Origin of the sequence: Methylobacterium sp. Leaf125 (genome assembly GCF_001423085.1) — a bacterium.
In the GTDB taxonomy this organism is placed as follows: domain Bacteria; phylum Pseudomonadota; class Alphaproteobacteria; order Rhizobiales; family Beijerinckiaceae; genus Methylobacterium.
The window spans coordinates 1-22218 of sequence record NZ_LMNU01000017.1; the positions used below are offsets into that span (position 1 = coordinate 1).

Genomic DNA, 22218 nt, shown 5'->3' on the forward strand with positions numbered 1-22218 from the left:
GCCCTGATCCTGGGCGCGCTCGCCGGCTTCCTCGGCGGCCGCCTCGGCGCTCCCAAGCGCCTTACCCTCGCCGACGGCACCGACGCCCGCCGCGTCTGAGCCCAGCCCCGGCCGGTCCCCGCGACCGGCCGGATCCTCACACAGCCGGAGACCTGTCATGAACGGCGATCAATTCCGCGGCGCCTCGCGCCACCTCAAGGGCCGTGCCCAGACCGCCGTCGGCGGCCTCACCGGTGACCCGGCGCGCCAGGTGCGCGGCGCCGTGAACCAGGTGGCCGGCGGCGCCCAGTACGCCTACGGCCGCGCCCGCGACCGGGCCGAAGACCTCGTCGATGACGGCCGCGACCTCGCCCACGCGGTGCGCGACCGCGCCGACCACTGGATCGAGGACGGTCGCGCGCGCGCCGACCACCTCCTCGACGAGGGCCGCGCCTTCGCCCAGACCACCCGCCAGCGCGGCTCGACCTACGGCCGACAGGCCGTGCGCTACGCCGACGACAACCGCACCTCCGCCCTCCTCGGCCTCGCCGCCGTCGCCTTCGCGGTGGGCTGNGCGGCTCGACCTACGGCCGACAGGCCGTGCGCTACGCCGACGACAACCGCACCTCCGCCCTCCTCGGCCTCGCCGCCGTCGCCTTCGCGGTGGGCTGGCTGTCCCGTCGCAAGCACTGAACCCACGACACCGGAGACCATCCCATGATCCGCAAGCTTCTCACCGCCTTCCTGCTTCCGAAGCTCATCGCCTACGTCAGCCGCCGCTTCGGCGGGCGTTCCGCCGCTCCGCCGAACCGCCGCGGCTACTGAGGCCGCCCTCGGCGCAACGCCACCATCCGCCCGGAGACACCCCCACGATGAAGCTGACCCTCGCCCTTGCCGCCACCGTCGCCGCGGCCCTGATCGGGCTCCCGGCCCAGGCAGCCCCGACGACGACCAGCCCTGCCGTCGGGGCCCTGGCGCACGGAGACCTGCCGACTGCGTACGTGCAGTATCGCCGGTTCGGTCACCGTCACGGCTGGCGGGGTGGCCGCGGCTATGGTCGGGGCTACGGCTACCGTCGCGGCTACGGCTATCGCCGTGGGCCCGGCATCGGCGCGGCGGTCGGGGCCGGCGTGGCCGGCTTGGCCGCCGGCGCGATCATCGGTGGAGCCATCGCGAACTCCCAGGCGCAGGCTGCTCCGCGCGGCGTGCCGGCCGAGGCCGTGGCCGCCTGCGCCCGCCGCTTCCGGTCCTACGATGCCGCCAGCGGCACCTACCTCGGCAACGACGGCCAACGGCATTCCTGCCCGTAGGGTTCGGTGATGCGGGGCCGCGAGGACGCGACGGGGGACTCCCCCGTCGGGAGGGAGCGAACGACCATCGATGAAGTCCGCCCGATGAAGTCCGCCCGATGACGTTCACCCGATGAAGTTGGCCAGGATCCTGCTGCGCCCGGAACTCGTGTTCCTGCTGCTCACCGTCTTTCTCGGTCTCGCGGCGGGGGCGGCCTACTGGGTCTCGCGTGCCACGGTCCTGACGGTGGCGGTGGCGCCCCGGGACGGCACCGAGCCGGCCCTGATCCAGGCCTATGCCGACGCCCTCGCCAAGCGCCACAAGGAGATCCGCCTCAAGGTCCTGGCCCTCGACGACGTGCGCGACAGCGCCGCCGCCCTCCAGGGGGGACGCGCCGACCTCGCGGTCGTGCGTCCCGACGTCGATCTGCCCGACAACGGTCTGACCCTGGCGATCCTGCGCGACCAGGCGATGATCATCGCCTCGCCGGACGGCTCCGGGTTGACCCGGTTCCCACAGCTCGATCGCAAGCGCCTCGCCATCCTGGCCCATCGCGACGCCGATCAGGCGCTGATCAAGGCCATGGTCGAGCATTACGGCCTGACGCTCCTCGACAAGGAACCCGAGGGCCCGGTGCCGCCGCGCCACGTGGCCCTAGTGGAGATGACGGAGGCGGAGCTCGCCGGCGCCTTCACCCGCAAGCGGATCGACGCGGTGGTGTCGGTGATCGCCCCGACCTCGCCCACCGCGCAGCGCATCGTCGGGATCGTGCAGGGGGTGAGCCGGAGCGGAAAGGTCGCCTTCGTCGACGTGGAGAACGCCGACGCCATTATCGCGCGCCTGCCGCGCCTCCAGGCCGTGACGATGCCGGCCGAGACCTTCGGCGGCAATCCGAAGGTGCCGGCCGAGGATGTCCATACGGTGGGGGCCTCCTATCGCCTGATGGCGCGCACCAGCCTCTCCCGCCCGGTCGCGGCCGACGTCACGCAGCACCTGTTCGAGATGCGCAGCGGCATGGCCAACGTGACGCCGGCGGCCGACTACGTGCAGGCGCCGAGCTACGACAGCACGGCGGGCGCGACGAGCGCGCGGCTGCCGATCCATCCCGGGGCCGTCGACTTCTTCGAGCGCGAGCAGCAGGGCTTCGTCGAGCGCTACGAGACCTGGATCTACCTCGTTGCCTTCCTCGGCGGCGGCATCGGCTCGGCGCTCGCCTGGGTCGGGCAGCGCCTGTCGCGCCTGCGCCGCGAGCGCATCGAGGAGGCCACCGACCGCCTGCTCGAGATCCGGCAGGAGGCGCAGGACAGCGCCGACGCGCCGCGCTTGGAACAGCTCGCCCGCGAGATCGACGACCTCGCGGGCGACATCGCCAAGCACGCCCTCGAACGCCCGACCGAGGCCCGCACCATGTCGGCGGCGGCCATCGCCATCGATGCGGCCCGCTCCACGGTCAAGCGCACCATCGCGGCCAGCCAGTACGCCGCCGAGTCGAGCGATCTGGCGGGGCGCACGACCTCGACGGAGGCCGCCGCGGCCGGCTGACGACGCGATCCCGGACCGCTGCCTGTCCGGCTTCCTCCGCGGCCGCGGGCGCTTCCACCCCGCAAGACCTTTTCACCCCCCAACGGAGACCAAAGATGAGCAAGGGCTACCCCTCGACGACCTGACCCGGTCCTGCCGATCCCGCTGCACGCGGCCGGGCCTTCCGAGCCCCCGCGCCCGAACGATTTGTCCGAATGGAGCCTTTGAAACCATGTCCAAGTTCATGAAGACGGTGACTTACCTCACCGCGGCAGCCGCCCTGGTCACGCTGATCCTCGTCGCGTTCCAATCCACGAACATGCTGGCCGGCTCCTGAGACCGGCATGCCCGGTCAGACCATGGGCCGGACGGTGTCCGATCATCGCCGATCACGCACGGGCGTGTCGCCTGACGCGGGTGAAGGCACGGTCCGGTCCTGATCTGGTTCTCGGCTTCCGAGCTACTCCGTTTCCAAATCGAAGCCCGGAATCCCCATGCGCATCGGGGCATCTGCCGCCTCGCGTCTCGGCAAAAACCTCGGACTTGAGGCCGCGGCGATCAAAGGACCGCGAGGCCTGCACGGCCTTCGTCCGCCGGTCCGGAACGACGATGCGCGTTATCCGATCGGTCAGAGCGATCCCTGGGGCGGACCACCGATGGTTTTCCCACGGCTTTGCCCCCGCGATAGGCGACGATGCCTATCGCGGCGGAAACGCCTCCTGACCCTGTGACGTGTTGAACCACGGTTCGCACCGGAACGTGCCAAGCGCCAGGCTGTTATCAGCTTATATCCCACACGACAGGAGAGATCGCATGCGCAAGCTTGCACTGGCTTCGACGGCCCTACTCGGACTCGGCCTGCTGGCCTCGGCACCGGCCGAGGCCCGTGGCTGGGGCTACGGCGGCGGCTACGGCCACGGCGGTTACGGCTATGGTCACGGCGGTTACGGCTATCGCGGCGTCGGCTTCCGGGGCGGCTACGGCGGGTACCGGGGTTATGGCGGCTACGGTCGCGGCTACGGCTACCGTCGCGGCATCGGCCCCGGCGCAGCCATCGGCCTCGGCATCGCGGGCCTCGCGGCCGGTGCGATCGTGGCCAACAGCTATGGCGGCTACGGGTACGGCTATGGCCGTCCGGTCGGCTACTACGGCGGCGGTTACGGCTACGCGCCCGCCTATGGCTACGGCGGTGGCTACGGCTACCCGGCCTACGGTTACGGATACTGATCCGACCCTCCTGCGCCGGAACGCTCCCGGTGACAGGATGACGTGACCCACCGATGCGCCCGGCTTGCCCCGGGCGCATCGGCGTTTGCGTTCAAGCCACACAGCTTCGGCCAAGCCGGACACGCTCGAATTTATACTTGTAATTACCAATTCTTATTTGAACTCAGATTCCATTCTGACGTTGGTGGGAGCATTTCACTGAGGAACTCCATGCCACGTCTTAAGATGATCCGCGGTGCCGCCGCATTCTCCCTTCTCGGCCTCATGAGCACGGCCGCGCTTGCCCAGGAGGGCGGCCCCTGCACCGACGATATCGCCAAGCTCAAGCGTGAGCTCGGGACCCAGGTGGGCATGGGCGCCCCGGTGTCCCAGCCGGATACCGGGCAGCAGAAGGGTCCGGGCGCCGCGTCGGCCGATCAGACCGCCAGCACCGGCACGGCGAACGCCCCCAAGCCTGGAACGTCGGAGACGGATCGGGCGCAGCAGGGCGGTGCCTCCCGCGAGAGCGGCGGCTCCCCGGGGACGGTCGGCGGTGTCGCCGGACCGGTCGCCGCGGCGGCCGGAAAGGGCCAGGCGAATTCGGTGGCGACGGGTCAGATCGCCACGTCGCCGGCCGATGTCCGCGCGCAATCGGAGAACAAGCCGACCGCCGCGGTCGTCGCGTCCAAGGGCGGTGAGGCGTCCGCGTCTCCTGGCCTGTCATCCGAGGACAAGGTCTCGCAGGCGAAAACCGCCCTGCAGCGTGCGACCGACCTCAACGCCAAGGGCGATGCGTCCTGCCGCGAGGCCGTCCAGCAGGCCCAGGCACTGATGCCGCAGCAGGGTCGCTGAGCGTCGCGACCGACCGAGACCGAGTGCGCGCACCGGTGTCTCCCCAGCCGAAACCTGCCCGATGGCGCGTTCCGATCCTCGGTTCGCGCCATCGGCTCGTGGCGTTGCCCGTTCGGCCGACGACCGGGGCCCGGGATCGCGGGCGGCGCCTCGGCGCGGGATCGCAACCGGTCGCCCGGAATCGCGCGCCGCCCGATCCCGCGTCCCGAACCCGCCCTTCGGATCCCGGCGTAATGACGCGATCGTCCAAGTCGCGGCGCAAATCGACAAGCCCGTCCGACCACCGGGCACCATAGCTCACATCGTTCCCGACACGGGGGCGCCGGTCCGTCGGCGCGCCATCGGGCCACGATGATCGAGAGCCGCGAACGATGCTGCTTCACGCGACGCCCCCGCGCGGCACCTGCCCGCCGGACGCCCCCACCGTGGTCCGGCCCGGCGTCTCCCCGCTGCCGACCAGCGCGGCCAGCGACCGCAGTTTCGCGGCTGGCCGCTGAAGCGGCCGCCCCGCCGCCACGCGACGGGGGTCTCGACGGGCGTGGAGCCAGACCGCCCTTCGACGCTACGCTCTCTCTCCCTCTCGGACCGGGACCATCGCCATGCCCTACGTCACCACCCAGGACGGCGTCGAACTCTTCTTCAAGGATTGGGGGCCCAAGAAGGCCCAGCCGATCATGTTCCATCACGGCTGGCCCCTCTCGTCCGACGACTGGGACGCCCAGATGCTGTTCTTCCTGCACCAGGGCTACCGGGTCGTGGCGCATGACCGGCGCGGCCACGGCCGCTCGGCCCAGGTCGATGCCGGCCACGACATGGATCACTACGCCGCCGACGCCTTCGCGGTGGTCGAGGCCCTCGATCTGCGCAACGCCATCCATATCGGCCATTCCACCGGGGGCGGCGAGGTCGCCCGCTACGTCGCGCGACACGGCGAACCGGCCGGGCGCGTCGCCAAGGCGGTGCTGGTCTCGGCCGTGCCGCCCCTGATGCTGAAGACCGACGCCAACCCCGAGGGCCTGCCGCGCGACGTCTTCGACGGCTTCCGGGCCGCGACCGCGGCGAACCGCGCGCAGTTCTTCCTCGATGTGGCGGGCGGCCCCTTCTACGGCTTCAACCGCGACGGCGCGACGGTGCTTCCCGGGGTGGTCCAGAACTGGTGGCGCCAGGGCATGATGGGGAGCGCGAAGGCCCATTACGACGGGATCAAGGCCTTCTCCGAGACCGACCAGACCGAGGATCTCAAGGCCATCGGCGTCCCGACGCTGGTCCTGCACGGCGAGGACGACCAGATCGTGCCGATCGCCGATGCGGCGCTGAAGTCGATCAAGCTCCTCCGGAACGGGACGATCAAGACCTATCCGGGCTACGCGCACGGCATGCTCACGGTGAATGCGGAGGTGCTGAATGCCGACCTCCTCGCCTTCGTGAAGGGCTGACCCCCCCGACTCCCTCGCCGCCGCGAGCCGCCGCGAGCCGCCGCCCTTGGCCGGACGGCGCCGCGGCGGGGGAGGGCGGGGCGGAAGCGGTTTTCCCGCGTTCGGAAGAGACGCTTTTAAAACCCGAGACGCTTCCAGAACCCGAATCCCTGCACGGCGTCCGACCCTCGTGCCCGGGGCCCGGACGGACGGGTCCCGCGGGCGCCGCGTCGTCGCTCGCCTTCGGCGGGACGGCCGCGACGGCGTCGCGGCGCGGGACCCGACCCCGTCCCGCGCCGGGGCGGTCGCACACCCTGCCTGACCCGATGCCCCGGGGAGGATTCGACCCTGCTGCTTCGGCCGTGCCGGCCGGTCGGGCGTGACGGAGTGGTCCGAAGATGAGCGACACAGCCCTGACGACGGCGACCGACGGCGACGAGCGCATCGCACAGACCTTCCCGCGCCTCGACGACGAGATGGCGCAGCGCGTCGCCGGTTACGGCCGGGAGGAAACCCTGCCGGCGGGCACGGTGATCTTCGCGCGCGGCCAGCGGCGGGTGGATTTCTTCCTCGTCCGGGCCGGACGGATCGAGATGTTCGAGACCGACCATGCCGGCCAGGCGACCGTCTTCACCGTGCATACCGAAGGCCAGTTCACGGGCGAGCTCGACCTGTTCAACGATCGCGAGATCCTGGTCTCGGGACGCACGGCCAGCGACGCGCAGGTGGTGCGGATCGACCGCGCAGCCTTCCGACGGCTGGTGACCGCGGAGCCGGATATCGGCGAGATCATCATGCGGGCCTTCATCCTGCGCCGGGTCGGGCTGATCCGGCATGGGCGCGGCGGCGTCGTCCTGATCGGCCTCGGTCACCAGCGCGAGACCTTGCGCCTGGAGCGCTTCCTCGTTCGCAACGCCTATCCGCATCGCATCCTCGACGTCGCCCTCGACGAGGCGGCGCGCACCGCGCTCGACGGGTTCGGCCTGACGGAGGCCGACCTGCCGGTGGTCCTCGCGCCGGGCGAAGCGGTCCTGCGCAACCCGAGCAACGCCGTGCTGGCCGATGTCCTCGGGCTGACGGAGGCGATCGATCCGGACCGCGTCTACGACGTCGCGGTGATCGGGGCCGGGCCGGCGGGCCTCGCCGCCGCGGTCTACGCTGCGTCCGAAGGGCTCGACACCATCGTGGTCGAGGGCATGGCGCCGGGAGGTCAGGCGGGCACGTCCTCGAAGATCGAGAACTATCTGGGCTTTCCCACCGGCATCTCCGGTCAGGCCCTGGCTGGCCGGGCCCAGGTCCAGGCGCAGAAGTTCGGGGCGCGGCTCGCGATCTCCCGCATGGCGGCCGGCCTCGACTGCCACGGACCAGCCTTCCGGGTGCTCCTGGAGGATGGCACGGCCATTCCCGCCCGCGCGGTCATCGCCGCCACCGGCGCCCGCTACCGGCGGCTCGACCTGCCGCGCTACGCGCATTTCGAGGGACAGGGCATCCACTACGCCGCCACCGCCATGGAGGCGCAGCTCTGCACCGGCGCGGAGGTGATCGTGGTCGGCGGCGGAAATTCGGCCGGGCAGGCCGCGATGTTCCTGTCCCGCACCGTGGCCCATGTCCACCTCCTGGTGCGGGCGGAGGGACTCGCCGCGACCATGTCCGACTACCTCGTCCGCCGGATCGCCTCGTCGCCGCGGATCACGCTGCACACGCGGACCGAGATCACCGCGTTCCACGGTGACGACACGCTGACGGCGGTGACCTGGACCGACCGGTCGCGCGACCTGAGCGAGACCCGGGCCGTCGGGAACGTCTTCATGATGATCGGGGCCGTGCCGAACACCGGATGGCTCGTCGACTGCCTCGCCCTCGACCCGAAGGGCTTCGTGCCGACGGGGGTCCGACCCGACGGGACGCCCGCCGCGTCGCCCTACGCCACCACCGTCCCGGGCCTCTATGCCGTCGGGGACGTGCGCGCGGGCTCGGTCAAGCGGGTGGCCTCCGGGGTGGGCGAAGGCTCCGTGGTCGTGCAGGCGGTCCACGGCTTCCTGCAGACCGAACCCTGATCGTCCCGGCCACCGGCCGGGTGCCCTGACAAGTATCGCCGGCCGAACATTTGATCAGCGCCGGGCGCCAACTGCATTTAAAGGAAAATTAACCATCCTCTCCCCACAGGTGGCAGGGCCCGTCCGTCTGGTGTCGCGTTTCGGGAAGTGCAGGCAGCGGAGCGATCAGCGGCATGTTGGGATTGGATCGCGTTTCTCTCAGGTCCCTGGCCGCCTTCCAGGCCGGCACGGTCGTGGTGCTCAGCGCCGTCATGGTCTGGAGCAGCCTCGCGCTGACCAGCCCGCCGCGCGGCTCCGGACCGGATGCCGCCCAGGTCCGTCGCACCTCCGAGGCGTTCGCCGGCGCCCTCGACCACGGCCTCTTCGCGGTCTCGCAGGACCTGCGCACCGCGGCCGTCGCCCTGCGCCAGAGCGGCACCGGCCTGATGGACGCCGATCCTCAGGCCGTGCTGCGTGCCTGGGCCGACCTGCGCCCGGCCTATGCCGACATCCTCCTGGTCAGTGCCAACGGACGCGTCCGGGCCGCCGGCCAAGAGGAGATGATCGGCCGCGACGTCTCGGGGCAGCCCTGGTTCACCGGGGCACGGAATGCCGCCACGACCCTCGTCACCGCCTCGGCGACACCCCGTGACCCCGTCCCCTTCGAGGTCGCGATTCCGGTCGCCGGATCGGGCGCCCGCAACGCCGAGTACCTCGTCGCCCGCCTGGCCGACACCTGGCTCGCCGATCTCCGCGGCGGCATCCTGCGCGCGCAGCCCACGCCCGATTCCACCCTCGCCCTCACGGTCCTGGCTCCCGATGGCCGGGCGCTCGTCAGCGGCGCCGCGCGGCCGAGCGCCGACGGGGGCGCCCGCACCGTCGAGCACGCCACCCCGAGTGCCGGCTACGGCGACCTCGGCCCCTCGGGCTGGCTCGCGGTCGCCCGCACGACGGAGTCACGCGGCGCCGGTCTCGGCCTGCCCGATCCGCGCCTCTGCGCGCTCTGGCTCGCCGCCGCCCTGCTGGCGGCCGGCCTGGTCTACCTCCTCACCGGGCGCCTGACCCGGCGCCTGGCCCGGATCACGGAAGCCGACGGCGAGGCGATCGTGCCGTCGCGGATCGCCGAGTTCCGGGCGAGCGCCGAGCACCTGGCGGCCCGCGAGCGCAGCCGGGCCCGCGCCCTGCAGGAGGCCCGCACCGCCCTGGCGCGGGTGCGCGAGCGCCTGCGCACCTTCGAGGCGATGTCGGGCTGGACCTACTGGGAGATCGACACCGACGCCGGCAACGTCACCTGGGTGGATTCCACCAGCCCGGGCGTCGCGACCACCACCGACCGGGCCGTGGCGCTGACCGACCTGACGGACGGCATCAAGCCGCAGGATCGCGACCTGATGCAGTTCACCATGCAGGCCGCCCTGGACGGGGAGGGCCCGCACGACGTGGTCCTGCGCCGCGCCGACACGGCGGACAGCCAGGAAACCCGTCGCCTCCTCGTCCGCTTCATCCGCGGCAGTGCGGAGGTCTCCGCCCCCGGCGCAGCCCGCCTTCACGCCCTGAGCCGCGAGATTCCCGCAGGCCTGGCCGGCGGTGAGACGGGCGCGCAGGACGGCACGGCCCCCTCCGACAGCACGGCGCAGGCCACCGAACGGCGCGGCGAGAGCATGCTGCGCCAGGTCATCGACGGCGTGGTCGACGACTTCAACAACCTGCTCACCGTGATCAGCGGCAATCTCGGCACGCTCAAGCGCCGGTATGGCCTCAACCCCGACCAGGTGCGCCTGGTCGAGGCGGCCCTGGCGGGGGCGCAGCGCGGCTCCAGCCTGACCCGCCGCCTGGTCCGATTCGTGCGCCGGGACGACGCCACGCTCCAGGAGACGGAGATCGGGACCGCCCTGACGGCCTTCGTGCCGTTCCTCAGCGCCAACGTCCTGAACCAGGCTCCGATCAAGCTCCGGGTCCGCTCCGGGCTCGCGCGCGCCCAGTGCAGCGAGGCCGTGCTGGAGGCCGTGCTGCTGAACCTCGCCTTCCACGTCCGCGATCTCGGCTCCGAGGGCTTCGCGATCGGCGCCGACGAGCGGGTGCTGTCCGAGGAGGATGGGATCGCCCTGCGTCCGGGTCGCTACGTGCGCCTGGTCCTGGCCAGTGGAACGCCGGCGCGGCTGCCCGCCCCCGCGAAGCCGGCCGGGGAAGAGCGCTCCACGGCCGCCGTGGCGAGCCTGCTCAGCGGCATCGGCGGCGGCTTCCGCCTCGTGGCCGACGGGCGCGGCGAATCCGCCTTCCTGGCCGAGATCTGGATCCCCGCCAGCGAGGCCCCGGCCGAGGCCGGACACGAGGAGACGGCCACGGTCCAGCCGCGCCTCCGCGTCCTCCTCGTCGATAGCGACACCCTGGTCCGCGAGAGCTTCGCCGAGGCGCTCACCGATCTCGGTCACCTCGTCACCCAGGCCGGCTCCGCCGAGCATGCGCTGACGCTCCTCGATGCGCCGGAGGGCTTCGACGTCATGATCGCCGACCAGCGCATGCCGGTGATGAGCGGCCTCCAGCTCGCCGCCACGGTGGTCCAGCACCATCCCGGGATCCGCATCGTCCTGGCCGGCCCCCAGGGCCACCTGCCGGAGAGCGCCCGGGCCTTCCTGCAGATCGCGAAGCCGTTCCGCTACGGCGATCTCGCCGCCGTGATGCGCCGGGCCGCCCGCGACCCGGCCGCCAAGGCGGCCTGAAGGCCGCCCGCGGCCGGCCATCCCCGTCGGCGGTCCCGGACCGTCCGGCGGGGCAGGGCGCGCGACGGCGGGGGTGATCCGGGCGTCACGGCGTTCGCCCTGCGAACCGGAAGCCCCTCGGCGCCACCGGCGCCACGCGCCGCGCGAAGCGGGTCCGGACGGGACCACGGCGTCGCGCGCGGCCAGGCGGACACAATCCACAGGGCCATCCTCAGAAAAAATCCGGGCCCGGATCGGCAGCCCCCGCGGCGACCGAGACCGCAGGTCCGACGACCAACACTCCCGTCCCGGCCACGCTGCGGAGACGGAGAACCGGGCCGGCACCGCCCCCTCACGTCCCTCGGCTGCATAACCTTGACACTTCGCTGCCCTGACCTGCCCGGATGTTATCAGAATAGCTCCGAAACGCTGGAGATCACCGGACGTTTCTTTGTCAGACTGCTCTTCACATGATCATCGCAAGGGCAAATTCTTGGGTAATACCTTGGCGCCAAGAACATCATATGTTGCATGAAAGCACATCGCCGGCCTTCGCGACTTGCGAGATCCAGCTTTCGTGCGCGCGTTAAGTTTCAATTAACCCCGAAGGTCGATGAATTACCGCGAGCGGACGCCGTCGATCTCCATCCATCGCGCGCGAATGCCTCACCGGAACGGATCGTCCGCCTCGATGTCGCGCATCGCCCTTCTCGCCGTGACCCTGCCCCTGGTCCTGGGCCCCTCGCACGCCGCCGTCGCTGCGGACTGGTACACCGGTGCGGAACCCGTGATCCTGGACGAGAACTGGACGGTGGCGGTCGACGCCTCGGTCGCGGTCACCTCCAACAGTTCCGCCTTCGGCTCGGTGACGGGCACGATCGCCACGGAGGGGACGCTCCTCGAGAGCGGTCCCCGCCTGCGCGTGGAGGGCGTCGCCGGCACCTACAGCTATCCCGGGCAGAAGGTGGGCCAGCGGGTGACGGGCTACCAGCAGGAAGGCGCCCTGTCGGGCGGCTACGAGTGGATCTGGCGCGATGCGGCCCTGGCCGGGTTCGTCGGCTTCAACGTCCGCAGCAACCAGCTGTCGATCCTCGATCCGGGCAACCCCGTCGTCGGAACCGGCGTGGGCGCCAAGTTCGCGGCCAACTTCTATGCGCGGCCGACCGAGAACACGATGGTCTCGGCCTACGGCTCGTACTCGACCCAGTTCAACGCCTACTATTCGCGCTTCCGGGTCGGGTACATGGTCGCCGACGGGGTCTATATCGGCCCTGAAGCCATGTTCCTCGGCGACAACTTCTTCAATCAATACCGCATCGGCGGACACCTGACAGGCTTTTCCTTCGGCCCGATCAAGATGGCTGTCGGCGTCGGCTACGTGAAGGACCGCATCCAGGGCAGCGGATACTATTCAACCGTCGAAGCGAGAACCGCATTTTAGCGGACTGTTCAGACTTTGTTAGGTTCGATTTCGTGCGGGTGCACGCACGTCACGTTTTTTCATATGTGCCATCTTACAACAGTTGAGCGCGTTCAATCCCGGACATGCACAATTCCTGCGACGTGTGGCCGGGATTCTGTTGGCAGGTTAATCGCTCAGGTGTTTCACAGGTATTGCGCCGTCCCGTTCCCGCGCAGGTTGCGACCCTGAAGGCCCCCCGGGCCCAGGTCGGCCCCGGTGGAACGCGGGCGACGCGGATTGCGGAAGGGCAGGCTCGTGGCAAGTGCATTTCGTTGGATGGCCTGGATCGCGTCGGCCGCTGCCGTCCTCGTCCTGCTGAGCCAGCCCGTCAGCACGCAGGACCAGCTGATCATGAGCCTCTGCGCCATGGCGGCGATGGTGGTGCTGTGGGTGTTCTTCGACAACCAGCCCGCGCGCTTCGTCTTCCTCGCCCTGGGAAGCCTCGTCGTGCTGCGCTACATGTTCTGGCGCGTGACGAACACGCTGCCCTCCGTCGGCGACCCGGTCAGCTTCGGCTTCGGGCTCCTGCTCCTCCTGGGCGAGCTCTACTGCGTCTTCATCCTGTTCGTCAGCCTGACCATCAACGCCGACCCGCTCCGGCGCGCGCCCCCGCCGATGGCCGCCGCCGATGATCCGGAGGCCCTCGACGCGCTGCCCACCGTCGACATCTTCGTGCCGAGCTACAACGAGGATGCGGGCATCCTCTCGGTCACCCTCGCGGCGGCCCGCCTGATCGACTATCCCGCCGACAAGCTGACGGTCTGGCTGCTCGACGATGGCGGCACCGACCAGAAATGCGCCGATCCCGATCCGGTGAAGGCGCAGGCCGCGATGCGGCGGCGCATGGAGCTCCAGGCCCTGGCCGCCTCCCTCGGCGTCGAGTACCGCACCCGCGCCCGCAACCAGCACGCCAAGGCGGGCAATCTCAACAACGGGCTCAAGCACTCGCAGGGCGAGATCGTCGTGGTGCTCGATGCCGACCACGTCCCGTTCCGCTCCTTCCTGCGCGACACGATCGGGTACTTCGCCCAGGACCCGCGCCTGTTCCTGGTGCAGACGCCGCACGCCTTCCTGAATCCCGACCCGATCGAGCGCAACCTGCGCACCTTCGACCGCATGCCCTCCGAGAACGAGATGTTCTACGCGGTGACGCAGCGCGGCCTCGACAAGTGGAACGGCTCGTTCTTCTGCGGCTCGGCCGCGCTCCTGCGCCGGCGCGCCCTCGACGAGGCGGGCGGCTTCTCGGGCGTCACCATCACGGAGGATTGCGAGACGGCCTTCGAGCTGCACGCGCGCGGCTGGAACAGCATCTACGTCGACAAGCCCCTGATCGCCGGCCTGCAGCCCGAGACCCTGGAGGCCTTCATCGGCCAGCGCTCGCGCTGGTGCCAGGGCATGTTCCAGATCCTGATGCTGAAGAACCCGCTCTTCAAGCGCGGCCTGCACACGATCCAGAAGGTCGCCTACCTGTCGAGCATGACGTTCTGGTTCTTCCCGGTGCCACGGCTGATCTTCATGTTCTCGCCGCTGCTGCACATCTTCTTCGACCTGAAGATCTTCGTCGCCAGCGTGGATGAATCCATCGCCTATACGGCGACCTACGTCGTCATCAACCTGATGATGCAGAACTACGTCTACGGGAAGTTCCGCTGGCCCTTCGTCTCCGAGCTCTACGAGTACGTCCAGGGCCTGTTCCTGTTCCGCGCCATCGCCTCGGTCATCGTCTCGCCCCGGCGCCCGACCTTCAACGTCACCGCCAAGGGCACGACCCTGGAGCAGGACCACCTCTCGGCCCTGGCCTGGCCGTTCTTCGCCGTCTACGGCCTGCTGCTGCTCGGCTGCGCCACGGCCCTCTACCGCTACCTGTTCGAGCCCGGCGTCACCAACCTGATGCTCGTGGTCGGCCTGTGGAACTTCTTCAACCTGCTCATGGCCGGCGCCGCCCTCGGCGTCGTGGCCGAGCGCCGGGTCACGGAGGCGAGCCCGTCCCTGGCGATCAACCGGCAGGGCCGGATGATGCTGGCGGGGCGCGCCCTCGACGTGGCGGTGGACCGCGCCTCGGCCGTCGGCTGCACCGTCCGGTTCGGCGCCGACGTCCTGCCGTTCGGCACCGGCAGCACCTACCGCACCGGCCAGCTCACGGTGCAGCCCCTCGACGGCGCCCCCGCCGGCGGCGTGCTGCCGTTCGAGGTCGGGACGATCGCCCATGCGGGCGACGACGTGGTGGTGACCCTGCGCTTCCAGCCCCTCGACGCGCAGGGCTATGCCGGCCTCGCGAGCCTGATGTACGGCGATGCGGACGCGCTGCTGCGCTTCCAGCAGAGCCGGCGCCGGCACAAGAACATCGTCTCGGGCACGCTCCAGCTGATCTGGTGGGGCCTGGTCGAGCCGTTCCGCGCCGTCAGCTACCTGTTCAAGCCGCGCCCGCAGGCGGCCGCCGCCCCCACCACCGACACGGCGCTTCCGCGCGCCACGCCGCGGGCGCCGCTCCTGCCCGGCGGCAGCCCCGGCGGGGCGGAGGCCGCCCGGCCGCGCCCGGCCGAGAATCCCCTGCCGGCCCGGCCGAGCTTCGCGCGCAGCAACGACGGCGAACCGGGGACCGACTGGGTCCGCCTGATGCTGGAATTCGAGAACGATCGCCTGCTCGGCGGGGCGGCGGGCGGCGGGCGCGGCGCCGACCTGCACGCCCGGTCGTGAGGGAGGCTCGCATGCGTGTCACGACGATCACCCGCGGGCTTCTCGCGCTGGCGCTGGTGGGCGGGGCCACGGAGGCCCGGCCCCAGAGCTTCATCGGTGCCGGCCCCGCCGAGCGCTTCTCGGTTCCGCCCGCGGGCGACGCCCTGCGCCGCGGGGGCGAGCCCGTGCGCGGGCGCGGACCGGCGGCCGCCGTCGCCCCCACGCCGGCTCCGGCGGCCCGGGAGGGCGCCCTGGCGACCATCGGGCCCGCCCGGCGCCTGCCGGCCACCACCGGCGGGTTCCGCCTGGAGGGCGAGGAGGACGTCCTGCGCTTCCCCGTCTACGTCACGGAAGCGCAGAGCCGCGGGCGTCCCCGTCTGCGGGTGTCCTACCTGTCCGCCATCTCGGTGGCGCCCGAGACGTCGGAGCTCGTCGCCAGCGTCAACGGCGTCGTGGTCGGCCGCACCCGCATCCAGGCGCCCGGCGCCGTCAAGGTGGTGGAGTTCGAGCTGCCCGAGGGCAGCCTGAAGCTGGGCTACAACGCCATCGATCTCGCGGCGAGCCAGCGGCACCGGGTCGATTGCTCCCTCAACGCGACCTACGAACTCTGGACGCAGATCGATCCCTCGCGCTCCGGCCTCGTGGTGGCCCCCGTGGCGGCCGCCGGGATCGAGCTGAAGGACCTCGCGGCGCTGGAACCCGACGACGGCGGCGCCCTGCCGGTCCGCGTGGTGATCAACGACAAGCCGAGCCTGCCCCGCCTCGAGCGGATGTTCCACGCCATCGAGGCGATCGGCCTCGTCGGCCGCATCGCCCGCCCGGTGGTGGAGTTCGGCTCGGTGATGACCGGCCGCAGCGGGATCAACCTCATCGTCGGCACCGCGGCGGAACTGCGCGGCACGCCGGACATCGAGGCCGTCGGCCCGATCACCGGACCGAAGCTCGCGATGCTGCCGCCGCGGGAGGATCGGGCCCCCGCCCTCGTCGTCAGCGGCACCAGCTACGACGAGATCGAGTCGGCGATCGCGACCCTGGCCCGCGGCACCGAACCCTACGGCACGCCGCGCGGCCTGAAGGCCGCGGCGCTGCTGCGGGGTGCCCCCCTGGAGAGCGGCGACCGGATCGCCCTGCACGCCCTCGGCGTGGCGACGCGGGAATTCTCCGGCCGCCTCCTGACCACCCGCTTCGACGTCCAGCTGCCGCCGGATTTCCTGCCCGCCGATTACGGCAAGATGCTCCTGAACCTCTCGGGCGCCTACGCGTCCGGTCTCGCGTCGGAGGCGCGGATCCTCGTCGACCTCAACGGCCGCAACGCCGCCAGCGTGCCCCTGCCGCAGACGCGGGGCGAGGTCTTCGAGAACACCACCATCCCGCTGCCCCTGGGCCTGTGGCGGCCGGGCCTGAACCGCGTCGAGATCTCGGCGCAGGTGCCGACGCCCGGCGATGCCACCTGCGCCGCGAGCACGAGCGAGTCGAAGCGCGAGCGCTTCCTGTTCCTCGACCGGACCACCCTGAGCGTTCCGAACCTGGCGCGCGCCGCCCGGATCCCGGATCTCGCCGCCACCACCAGCGGCGGCGCGCCCTTCCTGGAGGACGGCAAGCGGCCGCGCCTCGTGCTGCCCGTTCTGGATCGGGACACGGTGGCGGCGGGCGCCATGATCGCCGCGCGGCTGGCAAGCGCGGCCGGGCGGGTGATCGATTTCGAGCTGGCCACCGAGGCGCAGAGCGGGACGGGACCGACCCTGATGGTCGCGCCCGTCCGCGCCGTGGCGCCCGCGACGCTGACCGGGCTCGGCCTCGATCCGGAGCAGATCCGGCGGATCTGGGAAGCCCGCGCCGAGACGGCCCGTCCGGCGGGTCAGTCCGGCTCGGTACCGGCTCCGACCCTCGATCGCCTGCGCCGCAACGTGCCGGCACGCTGCAGCCTGCCGGATCTCAGCTTCCGCGTGGCCGGCCCGGTGCCGCCGCGCGGCGCGGGACCGGACGCCCCCGCCGGGGGCCGGACGGGCCGGGCGTCTGCCAGCGACGGCGACCTCGTGACGAAGTGGGACGAGACCCTGCGCGCCCGCCATCCCCTGGTCGAGGCCGCCGACGGCCTCGTCGAGCGGGCCTCGGCCACGGTCCGGGGCCTGCTCGGCGAGACGCGGACCTGGATCGATGCGGATGCCTCCGAGCGGGCCTCGGCCGTGCCGCCCCGCGCCTCGCTGATCCTGGCCCAGGCCCTGTCCAGTGGCGGGATCGGCGTGGACGACACCACCACCCTGATCACGGCGCCGAACCCGCTCCTGCTCAAGGCCTCCGTGGCCTGCCTCATCGATCCCGGGGTCTGGTCGCGGATCGGCGGGCGCTTCGCCTTCCTGGACGCCGCCGACGGCCGCCTGGACACGGTGGAGCCCGACACCGTCCGCATCGTCGAGACCCGCCCCCCCTCGCTCTGGAACCTCCGGCTCGTCGTGGCGGGCTGGCTCTCGATGAATCCCGCCGTCTACGCGGCGCTGGCGCTGGCCCTGGCGCTCTGCCTCGGGCTGACCACCGCGCTCATGGTCCGCAACGTCGGCCGGAGGAATGCATGAGACGCTTGCGCATGAGAGGCCTGCGCCTACGACGCCCGCGCCTGAGACGCCCGCTCCGGACCGTCCGCCGCGCAGCCCTCGCGGCCGCCCTGGCCACGGGATGCGCGACCGGCTTCGCCGCCGGGCCCGAGGCCCGGGCGCAAGGCGGGCCCGATGCCCGGGTCCAGAACGCGCCCGATGCCCGGATCCAAGGCGGGCCCGATGCCCGGATCCAAGGCGGACCCGCCCTGATGCCCGCCGGCTCGGCCCGCGATCCCCAGCCCCGTGATCCCGCCATGCCGGACCTGCCGAGCTCCGTCCCGCCCGCCATCGCCCTGCCGGCGGCGCCGCAGGTCAAGGACGATTCCGCCCGCACGGCCCAGCCTCTGCTCGGGAGCCTGAAGGACCAGGACGGCTGGCGCCTCTATCGCTCCCGCTTCGTCACCGAGGCCGGCCGGGTGGTCGACACCGCCAATGGCGGGATCAGCCACAGCGAGGGCCAGGGCTACGGCATGCTCCTCGCGGTGGCGGCCAACGACCGGCCCACCTTCGAGCGGCTCTGGGGCTGGACCCGCGCCAACCTGATGGTGCGTTCGGATTCGCTCCTGGCCTGGCGCTGGGAGCCGGCCAAGCGCCCGGCGGTGGCGGACATGAACGACGCCACCGACGGCGACATCCTCGTCGCCTGGGCGCTGACGGAGGCGGCCGAGGCCTGGGACGATGCCGGCTACCGGGTCGCGGCCCGGCGGATCGCCGTCGAGGTCGGCCGCCGCGCCATCCTGTTCAAGGACCGGAACGGGGCGCTGCTGCTGCCGGCGGTCACGGGCTTCTCGGCGGGGGAACGCGCCGACGGTCCCCTGATCAACCTGTCCTACTGGGTCTTCCCGGCCTTCGCGCGCCTGCCCCTGGTGGCGCCGGAATACGACTGGGACGCCCTGACCCGCAGCGGCTTGCGCCTCCTGCGCCGCGCCCGCTTCGGCAGCGCCAACCTGCCCACCGAATGGATCTCCCTGAAGGGGGACCAGCCCCGTCCAGCGGACGGCTTCCCGCCGCTCTTCTCCTACAACGCGATCCGGATTCCCCTCTACATGGCCTGGGCCGATGTGGGGCGGCGGGAGGATTACGACCCCTTCGTCGCCCTCTGGTCCGGGCCGGACCGCGAGCGCCTGCCCATCGTGGACACCAGCGATGGGCGCACGGTCGAGTGGCTCCGCGAGAGCGGCTACGCGGCCCTCTCCAGCCTGCTGCTCTGTACCGTGAAGGGAACGCCGCTCCCCGACGGCTTCAGCCAGGTGCAAGGCAACGAGAACTACTATCCGACCACGCTGCATCTCCTGGCCATGGTGGCCGCGCAGATGAGGGGACCGTCATGCTTGAAGCGTTAGCGGGCCGGCGGAGCCGTGGCCCCGCGCCCCTCGGCCTCCCGATGGGCGTCGCCCTCGCGGCCCTCACCCTGCCGGCCCTCACCCTGCCGGCCCTGGCCCAGGGTCCCGGCACCGAGGAGGCCAGCCGCGCGCCCGCCATCGTCGTCGACCCGACGGGATCGGCGGCCAACGGCATGGTCGACGAGAGCGCCCTGCGCTACTACGCGGCGCAGAAGCAGACCGCCCGGATGAAGGCGGAGGCCGCCCGGCTGAAGCAGCTCTACCCGGGCTGGACCGAGCCCACCGACCTCGACACCCTGCAGCCGAGCCCCCCCGAGGAGGCCCCCCTCTGGGACCTCTTCACCGCCGGCCGCTTCGACGACCTCTACGCGGCCATCGCGGCGCGGCGCACGGTGGACGGGAGCTGGCAGCCCTCCGAGGAGCTGGCGCGCAAGCTGCGCCGCGCCGGGTTCCGCAGCCGCCTCAAGGGACTCGCCAGCGCCCGGCGCAACCTCGACGTGGTCGCCCTCTACCGCGCCGATCCCAGCGCCCTCGACCCCAGCGACGTCGAGAGCATCTGGATCGTCGCCGACGCGCTGGCGGCCGAGGAGGCCACGGCACAGGCCTACAACCTCTACAAGTCCGTCTTGGATACCAGCAACGACACGGGCGCCCGCCTGGCCACCATCCAGAAGGCGATGTCGAACCTGCCGATGGCGGCGGCCGAGCAGCTCATCGCCCTCGGCCGGACGGATTCCGACGGCAATTCCGAGTTCCGGCGCATCGCCATCGACATCACGCGCGCGCGGATCGTCGCCTTCCTGCACGACGAGGCCGCGCACGAGCCCACCACCACGGACATCGCCGCGTTCCAGGCCCAGGCCCGCAAGACCGGTGATCCGCGGGAGACCGGTCTCCTCGGCTGGTACGCCTACAAGCGCCAGCAGTTTCGCGAGGCGCTGGACTGGTTCAAGCTCGCGATCAGCCGCGGCGGCGACGCGATGATCGCCCACGGGCTCGCCCATTCGCTGCGCGCGGTCGGCATGACGCGCGAGGCCGAGGAAGTGGCCTATGCCTGGCGCGACAAGTACGTCGGCAACAGCATCCTCTTCATCGAGCTCCTGGAGCGGAAGCTGACCCAGGCGAATCCCGCCTTCATCGACCTGGACCGGATCAACCGCTACGCGAAGGTGACGCTGGCGTCGAGCTCCGGGGAGGGCGCTCAGGCACTGGGCTGGTACGCCTACAATTCCTGCCAGTTCGACGCCGCCCTCGAGTGGTTCCAGCATGGCATCGCGTGGCTGCCGAGCGAATCGACGGTGCTCGGCTACGCCCTGGCGCTGCAGCGCCTGAAGCGGACGCGCGAGTTCCTCGAGATCGTCAACCGCTACGACGGGCTGTTCCCGAAGGTGGTGGACCTGCTGTTCCGCGAGGGTCCGGAGGGGCCGCCGCTCGCCTGCAGCGTCGCGGCGGCACCACCGGCCGGCGCACGTCAGCCCGCAGCCCCCGCCGCGACGGCCGTGCTCGCGAACAGCGCCCGCGCCCCCGCCGCCTATGGCCGCGTGCCGAAGCCCGACACCTCGGCCAACGGCGCGGTGCGTCCCCTTCCGGTGCTGCGCAGCGAATTCCCGCTGTCCGTCGCCTCCGAGAACCCGTTCCGCTACCTGCCGGCCGCCTTGGCCCGACAGGTACCCGAGCGCAGTGCCGGCAGCTTCCTGGCCGAACCCGCGACGGGTGCGCCGCCCCTGGTCGCCCGCCGGGTGCCGGGCGCCGGGACGATGCCCTACGAGCGCTACGGCTTCGCCCTGCTGCCGGGCTACAACGGCCTGACCCAGGCCTCCACCCTGTCCGATCCGCCCGCCGGCACCCAGTGGCAGGACCAGCAGGCCGCCGGCGCCAACGGCCAGACCCGCTCAAGCCGGGAATCCGACCGCTTCGGCATCCCGGGATCGCAACGCGCCACCTTCGTCGAGGCCGGCCCCAACGCCGGACAGCAGCCATGAGTCGGATACGGCATTCCGGAACCGCGGCGGCGCTGGCGGCCCTGGTGATCCTGCCCTCGCTCCCCGCCGCCGCCCGGCCCGGCCGCGCGGCGCTCGAGCTGCCGGGCGCCGGACCCGTGTCGGACGTGGCGCAGAATTCATCCCGCGACGGGTATTCCCAGCGGATCACCTTCCGGGACGATCCGCGCGGCGTCGCCGAGGTGAGCGTGCGCAACGGGGAGGGGGGCTCCGGCCCCGCCCTCGCCATGGCCAAGCCGAGCCGGACGGGGATCGCGGCCGAGTTGCGGGCGCGCTTTCCCGGCGAGACCATGCGGGTCGTGACCCAGGCACACCGCAACGCCCACGGACCGGTGGGCCTCGCCCTGGGCAACGACTGCCTCTACGCTTGGCAGTGGATCGACCTCGGCGGCGATGCGGCACGGAAGCGGCCGTCCGCCCTGTTCGGCAGCGATCCCGGCGCACCGGCTGCCTCGGTGCGGATCAAGCTCTGCCGCACGGCGACGACCACCCTCGCCGACCTGACCCGCTCGGTGGAGTCGATGCGCTTCTTCGCCAATCCCGCTGAGGCCCCCCGCCTCCAGCCGGAGACGGTCGCCCGCCGGCCTTCGCCGCCGCGGCGGCGCGAGGCGGTCAGCCGGCCGACGGGGACGCCGCGGGAGACCGCGCCGGGATCGGAGACCGCGCTCCGTCCGCCCGGCCCGATGGAACGGCCCGGCGCGGAGAAGCGCCTGGAGGCCTCGGCGCGCCGCATGGCCTCCGAGCAATCCGGCGAAACGCAGCGCTACCTCGTGCCGGGGCCCGGCGCCGTGGCACCCGCGGTGCCGGTTCCGGTGCCTCCGGGCGAGGGGCAGGCCCCGCGCTACATCACGGACGCCGCGCTGGCGGACGGCACCGTCGCGATCACCGTCCCCAGACCGGCACCGAACCGGGCCGAGGTCGAGGATCTCATGGCCCGCGAACTCCCGGCACGGGCCCTTCGACCGCCGCCCTGAGGCGACCCCCGCCCGACGGCGAAGGGCCATGCGATCTGTGATTTTCCCGATCCGCGGCATTTGCAACCTTGAATACCCATCCCCGGCGCGCGAAGAAGCAGACAGCGGGGGTGGTGGGTCACGGATATGGTCCGGGTCGACGCGTGCGGTGTTCCGTCGGGCCCGGTTGGG

15 protein-coding genes are annotated in these 22218 nt (G+C 71.8%); all 15 read left to right on the top strand.

Features of this window, described 5'->3' with window-relative positions; genetic code table 11:
- Positions 1 to 157 precede the first annotated feature (157 nt).
- A partial coding sequence (locus ASF58_RS15815; RefSeq protein ID WP_244477360.1) for a CsbD family protein occupies positions 158 to 552 on the top strand: 395 nt, incomplete at its 3' end.
- A 299-nt stretch (positions 553 to 851) separates the two neighbouring features.
- Positions 852 to 1289, top strand: a complete 438-nt coding sequence (locus tag ASF58_RS15820) for a BA14K family protein (protein ID WP_055954404.1) — start codon at positions 852 to 854, stop codon at positions 1287 to 1289.
- Between the two features lie 112 nt (positions 1290 to 1401).
- Positions 1402 to 2811, top strand: coding sequence for a TAXI family TRAP transporter solute-binding subunit (locus ASF58_RS15825; RefSeq protein ID WP_055954407.1), 1410 nt, complete (start codon positions 1402 to 1404; stop codon positions 2809 to 2811).
- 792 nt (positions 2812 to 3603) lie between these two features.
- The gene (locus ASF58_RS15830) at positions 3604 to 4017 is read left to right on the top strand and encodes a hypothetical protein (protein ID WP_055954409.1); all 414 of its coding nucleotides are present in this window, start codon (positions 3604 to 3606) and stop codon (positions 4015 to 4017) included.
- A 210-nt stretch (positions 4018 to 4227) separates the two neighbouring features.
- Positions 4228 to 4848 (top strand): hypothetical protein, encoded by a 621-nt coding sequence (locus ASF58_RS15835; RefSeq protein WP_055954412.1) that lies wholly within the window; start codon positions 4228 to 4230, stop codon positions 4846 to 4848.
- A 371-nt stretch (positions 4849 to 5219) separates the two neighbouring features.
- On the top strand, positions 5220 to 5345 hold the full coding sequence (locus tag ASF58_RS27515) for a hypothetical protein (RefSeq protein WP_280137548.1): 126 nt from the start codon (positions 5220 to 5222) through the stop codon (positions 5343 to 5345).
- Between the two features lie 102 nt (positions 5346 to 5447).
- A complete protein-coding gene (locus ASF58_RS15840) occupies positions 5448 to 6284 on the top strand; it encodes an alpha/beta hydrolase (protein ID WP_055954415.1) in 837 nt (278 codons plus the stop codon).
- Between the two features lie 377 nt (positions 6285 to 6661).
- On the top strand, positions 6662 to 8320 hold the full coding sequence (locus tag ASF58_RS15845) for an FAD-dependent oxidoreductase (protein ID WP_055954418.1): 1659 nt from the start codon (positions 6662 to 6664) through the stop codon (positions 8318 to 8320).
- Between the two features lie 173 nt (positions 8321 to 8493).
- The gene (locus ASF58_RS15850) at positions 8494 to 11019 is read left to right on the top strand and encodes a response regulator (protein WP_055954421.1); all 2526 of its coding nucleotides are present in this window, start codon (positions 8494 to 8496) and stop codon (positions 11017 to 11019) included.
- 670 nt (positions 11020 to 11689) lie between these two features.
- On the top strand, positions 11690 to 12439 hold the full coding sequence (gene bcsS / locus ASF58_RS15855) for a cellulose biosynthesis protein BcsS (protein WP_055954432.1): 750 nt from the start codon (positions 11690 to 11692) through the stop codon (positions 12437 to 12439).
- Between the two features lie 297 nt (positions 12440 to 12736).
- Positions 12737 to 15157: a UDP-forming cellulose synthase catalytic subunit gene (gene bcsA / locus ASF58_RS15860; RefSeq protein WP_055954424.1), complete on the top strand. Its 2421-nt coding sequence runs from the start codon at positions 12737 to 12739 to the stop codon at positions 15155 to 15157.
- Positions 15158 to 15168: 11 nt separating this feature from the next.
- Positions 15169 to 17709 (top strand): cellulose biosynthesis cyclic di-GMP-binding regulatory protein BcsB, encoded by a 2541-nt coding sequence (locus tag ASF58_RS15865; protein ID WP_082513116.1) that lies wholly within the window; start codon positions 15169 to 15171, stop codon positions 17707 to 17709.
- Positions 17710 to 17939: 230 nt separating this feature from the next.
- Positions 17940 to 19073, top strand: a complete 1134-nt coding sequence (locus tag ASF58_RS15870; RefSeq protein ID WP_055954437.1) for a glycosyl hydrolase family 8 — start codon at positions 17940 to 17942, stop codon at positions 19071 to 19073.
- Positions 19058 to 21055: a hypothetical protein gene (locus tag ASF58_RS15875; protein WP_055954427.1), complete on the top strand. Its 1998-nt coding sequence runs from the start codon at positions 19058 to 19060 to the stop codon at positions 21053 to 21055. The genes ASF58_RS15870 and ASF58_RS15875 overlap by 16 nt, the downstream gene beginning before the upstream one ends.
- The gene (gene bcsN / locus ASF58_RS15880) at positions 21052 to 22047 is read left to right on the top strand and encodes a cellulose biosynthesis protein BcsN (RefSeq protein WP_055954430.1); all 996 of its coding nucleotides are present in this window, start codon (positions 21052 to 21054) and stop codon (positions 22045 to 22047) included. The genes ASF58_RS15875 and bcsN overlap by 4 nt, the downstream gene beginning before the upstream one ends.
- The last annotated feature ends 171 nt before the right edge of the window (positions 22048 to 22218 follow it).

What these genes read in the sequence shown, in the direction of transcription:
- ASF58_RS15845 (WP_055954418.1), top strand. Translation starts at nt 6,662, where the DNA reads ATGAGCGACACAGCCCTGACGACGGCGACCGACGGCGACGAGCGCATC.
- ASF58_RS15830 (WP_055954409.1), top strand. Translation starts at nt 3,604, where the DNA reads ATGCGCAAGCTTGCACTGGCTTCGACGGCCCTACTCGGACTCGGCCTG.
- ASF58_RS15820 (WP_055954404.1), top strand. Translation starts at nt 852, where the DNA reads ATGAAGCTGACCCTCGCCCTTGCCGCCACCGTCGCCGCGGCCCTGATC.
- ASF58_RS15850 (WP_055954421.1), top strand. Translation starts at nt 8,494, where the DNA reads ATGTTGGGATTGGATCGCGTTTCTCTCAGGTCCCTGGCCGCCTTCCAG.
- ASF58_RS15825 (WP_055954407.1), top strand. Translation starts at nt 1,402, where the DNA reads ATGAAGTTGGCCAGGATCCTGCTGCGCCCGGAACTCGTGTTCCTGCTG.
- bcsA (WP_055954424.1), top strand. Translation starts at nt 12,737, where the DNA reads ATGGCCTGGATCGCGTCGGCCGCTGCCGTCCTCGTCCTGCTGAGCCAG.
- ASF58_RS15875 (WP_055954427.1), top strand. Translation starts at nt 19,058, where the DNA reads ATGCTTGAAGCGTTAGCGGGCCGGCGGAGCCGTGGCCCCGCGCCCCTC.
- ASF58_RS15840 (WP_055954415.1), top strand. Translation starts at nt 5,448, where the DNA reads ATGCCCTACGTCACCACCCAGGACGGCGTCGAACTCTTCTTCAAGGAT.
- ASF58_RS15870 (WP_055954437.1), top strand. Translation starts at nt 17,940, where the DNA reads ATGCCCGCCGGCTCGGCCCGCGATCCCCAGCCCCGTGATCCCGCCATG.
- ASF58_RS15865 (WP_082513116.1), top strand. Translation starts at nt 15,169, where the DNA reads ATGCGTGTCACGACGATCACCCGCGGGCTTCTCGCGCTGGCGCTGGTG.
- bcsN (WP_055954430.1), top strand. Translation starts at nt 21,052, where the DNA reads ATGAGTCGGATACGGCATTCCGGAACCGCGGCGGCGCTGGCGGCCCTG.
- ASF58_RS15835 (WP_055954412.1), top strand. Translation starts at nt 4,228, where the DNA reads ATGCCACGTCTTAAGATGATCCGCGGTGCCGCCGCATTCTCCCTTCTC.
- ASF58_RS27515 (WP_280137548.1), top strand. Translation starts at nt 5,220, where the DNA reads ATGCTGCTTCACGCGACGCCCCCGCGCGGCACCTGCCCGCCGGACGCC.
- bcsS (WP_055954432.1), top strand. Translation starts at nt 11,690, where the DNA reads ATGTCGCGCATCGCCCTTCTCGCCGTGACCCTGCCCCTGGTCCTGGGC.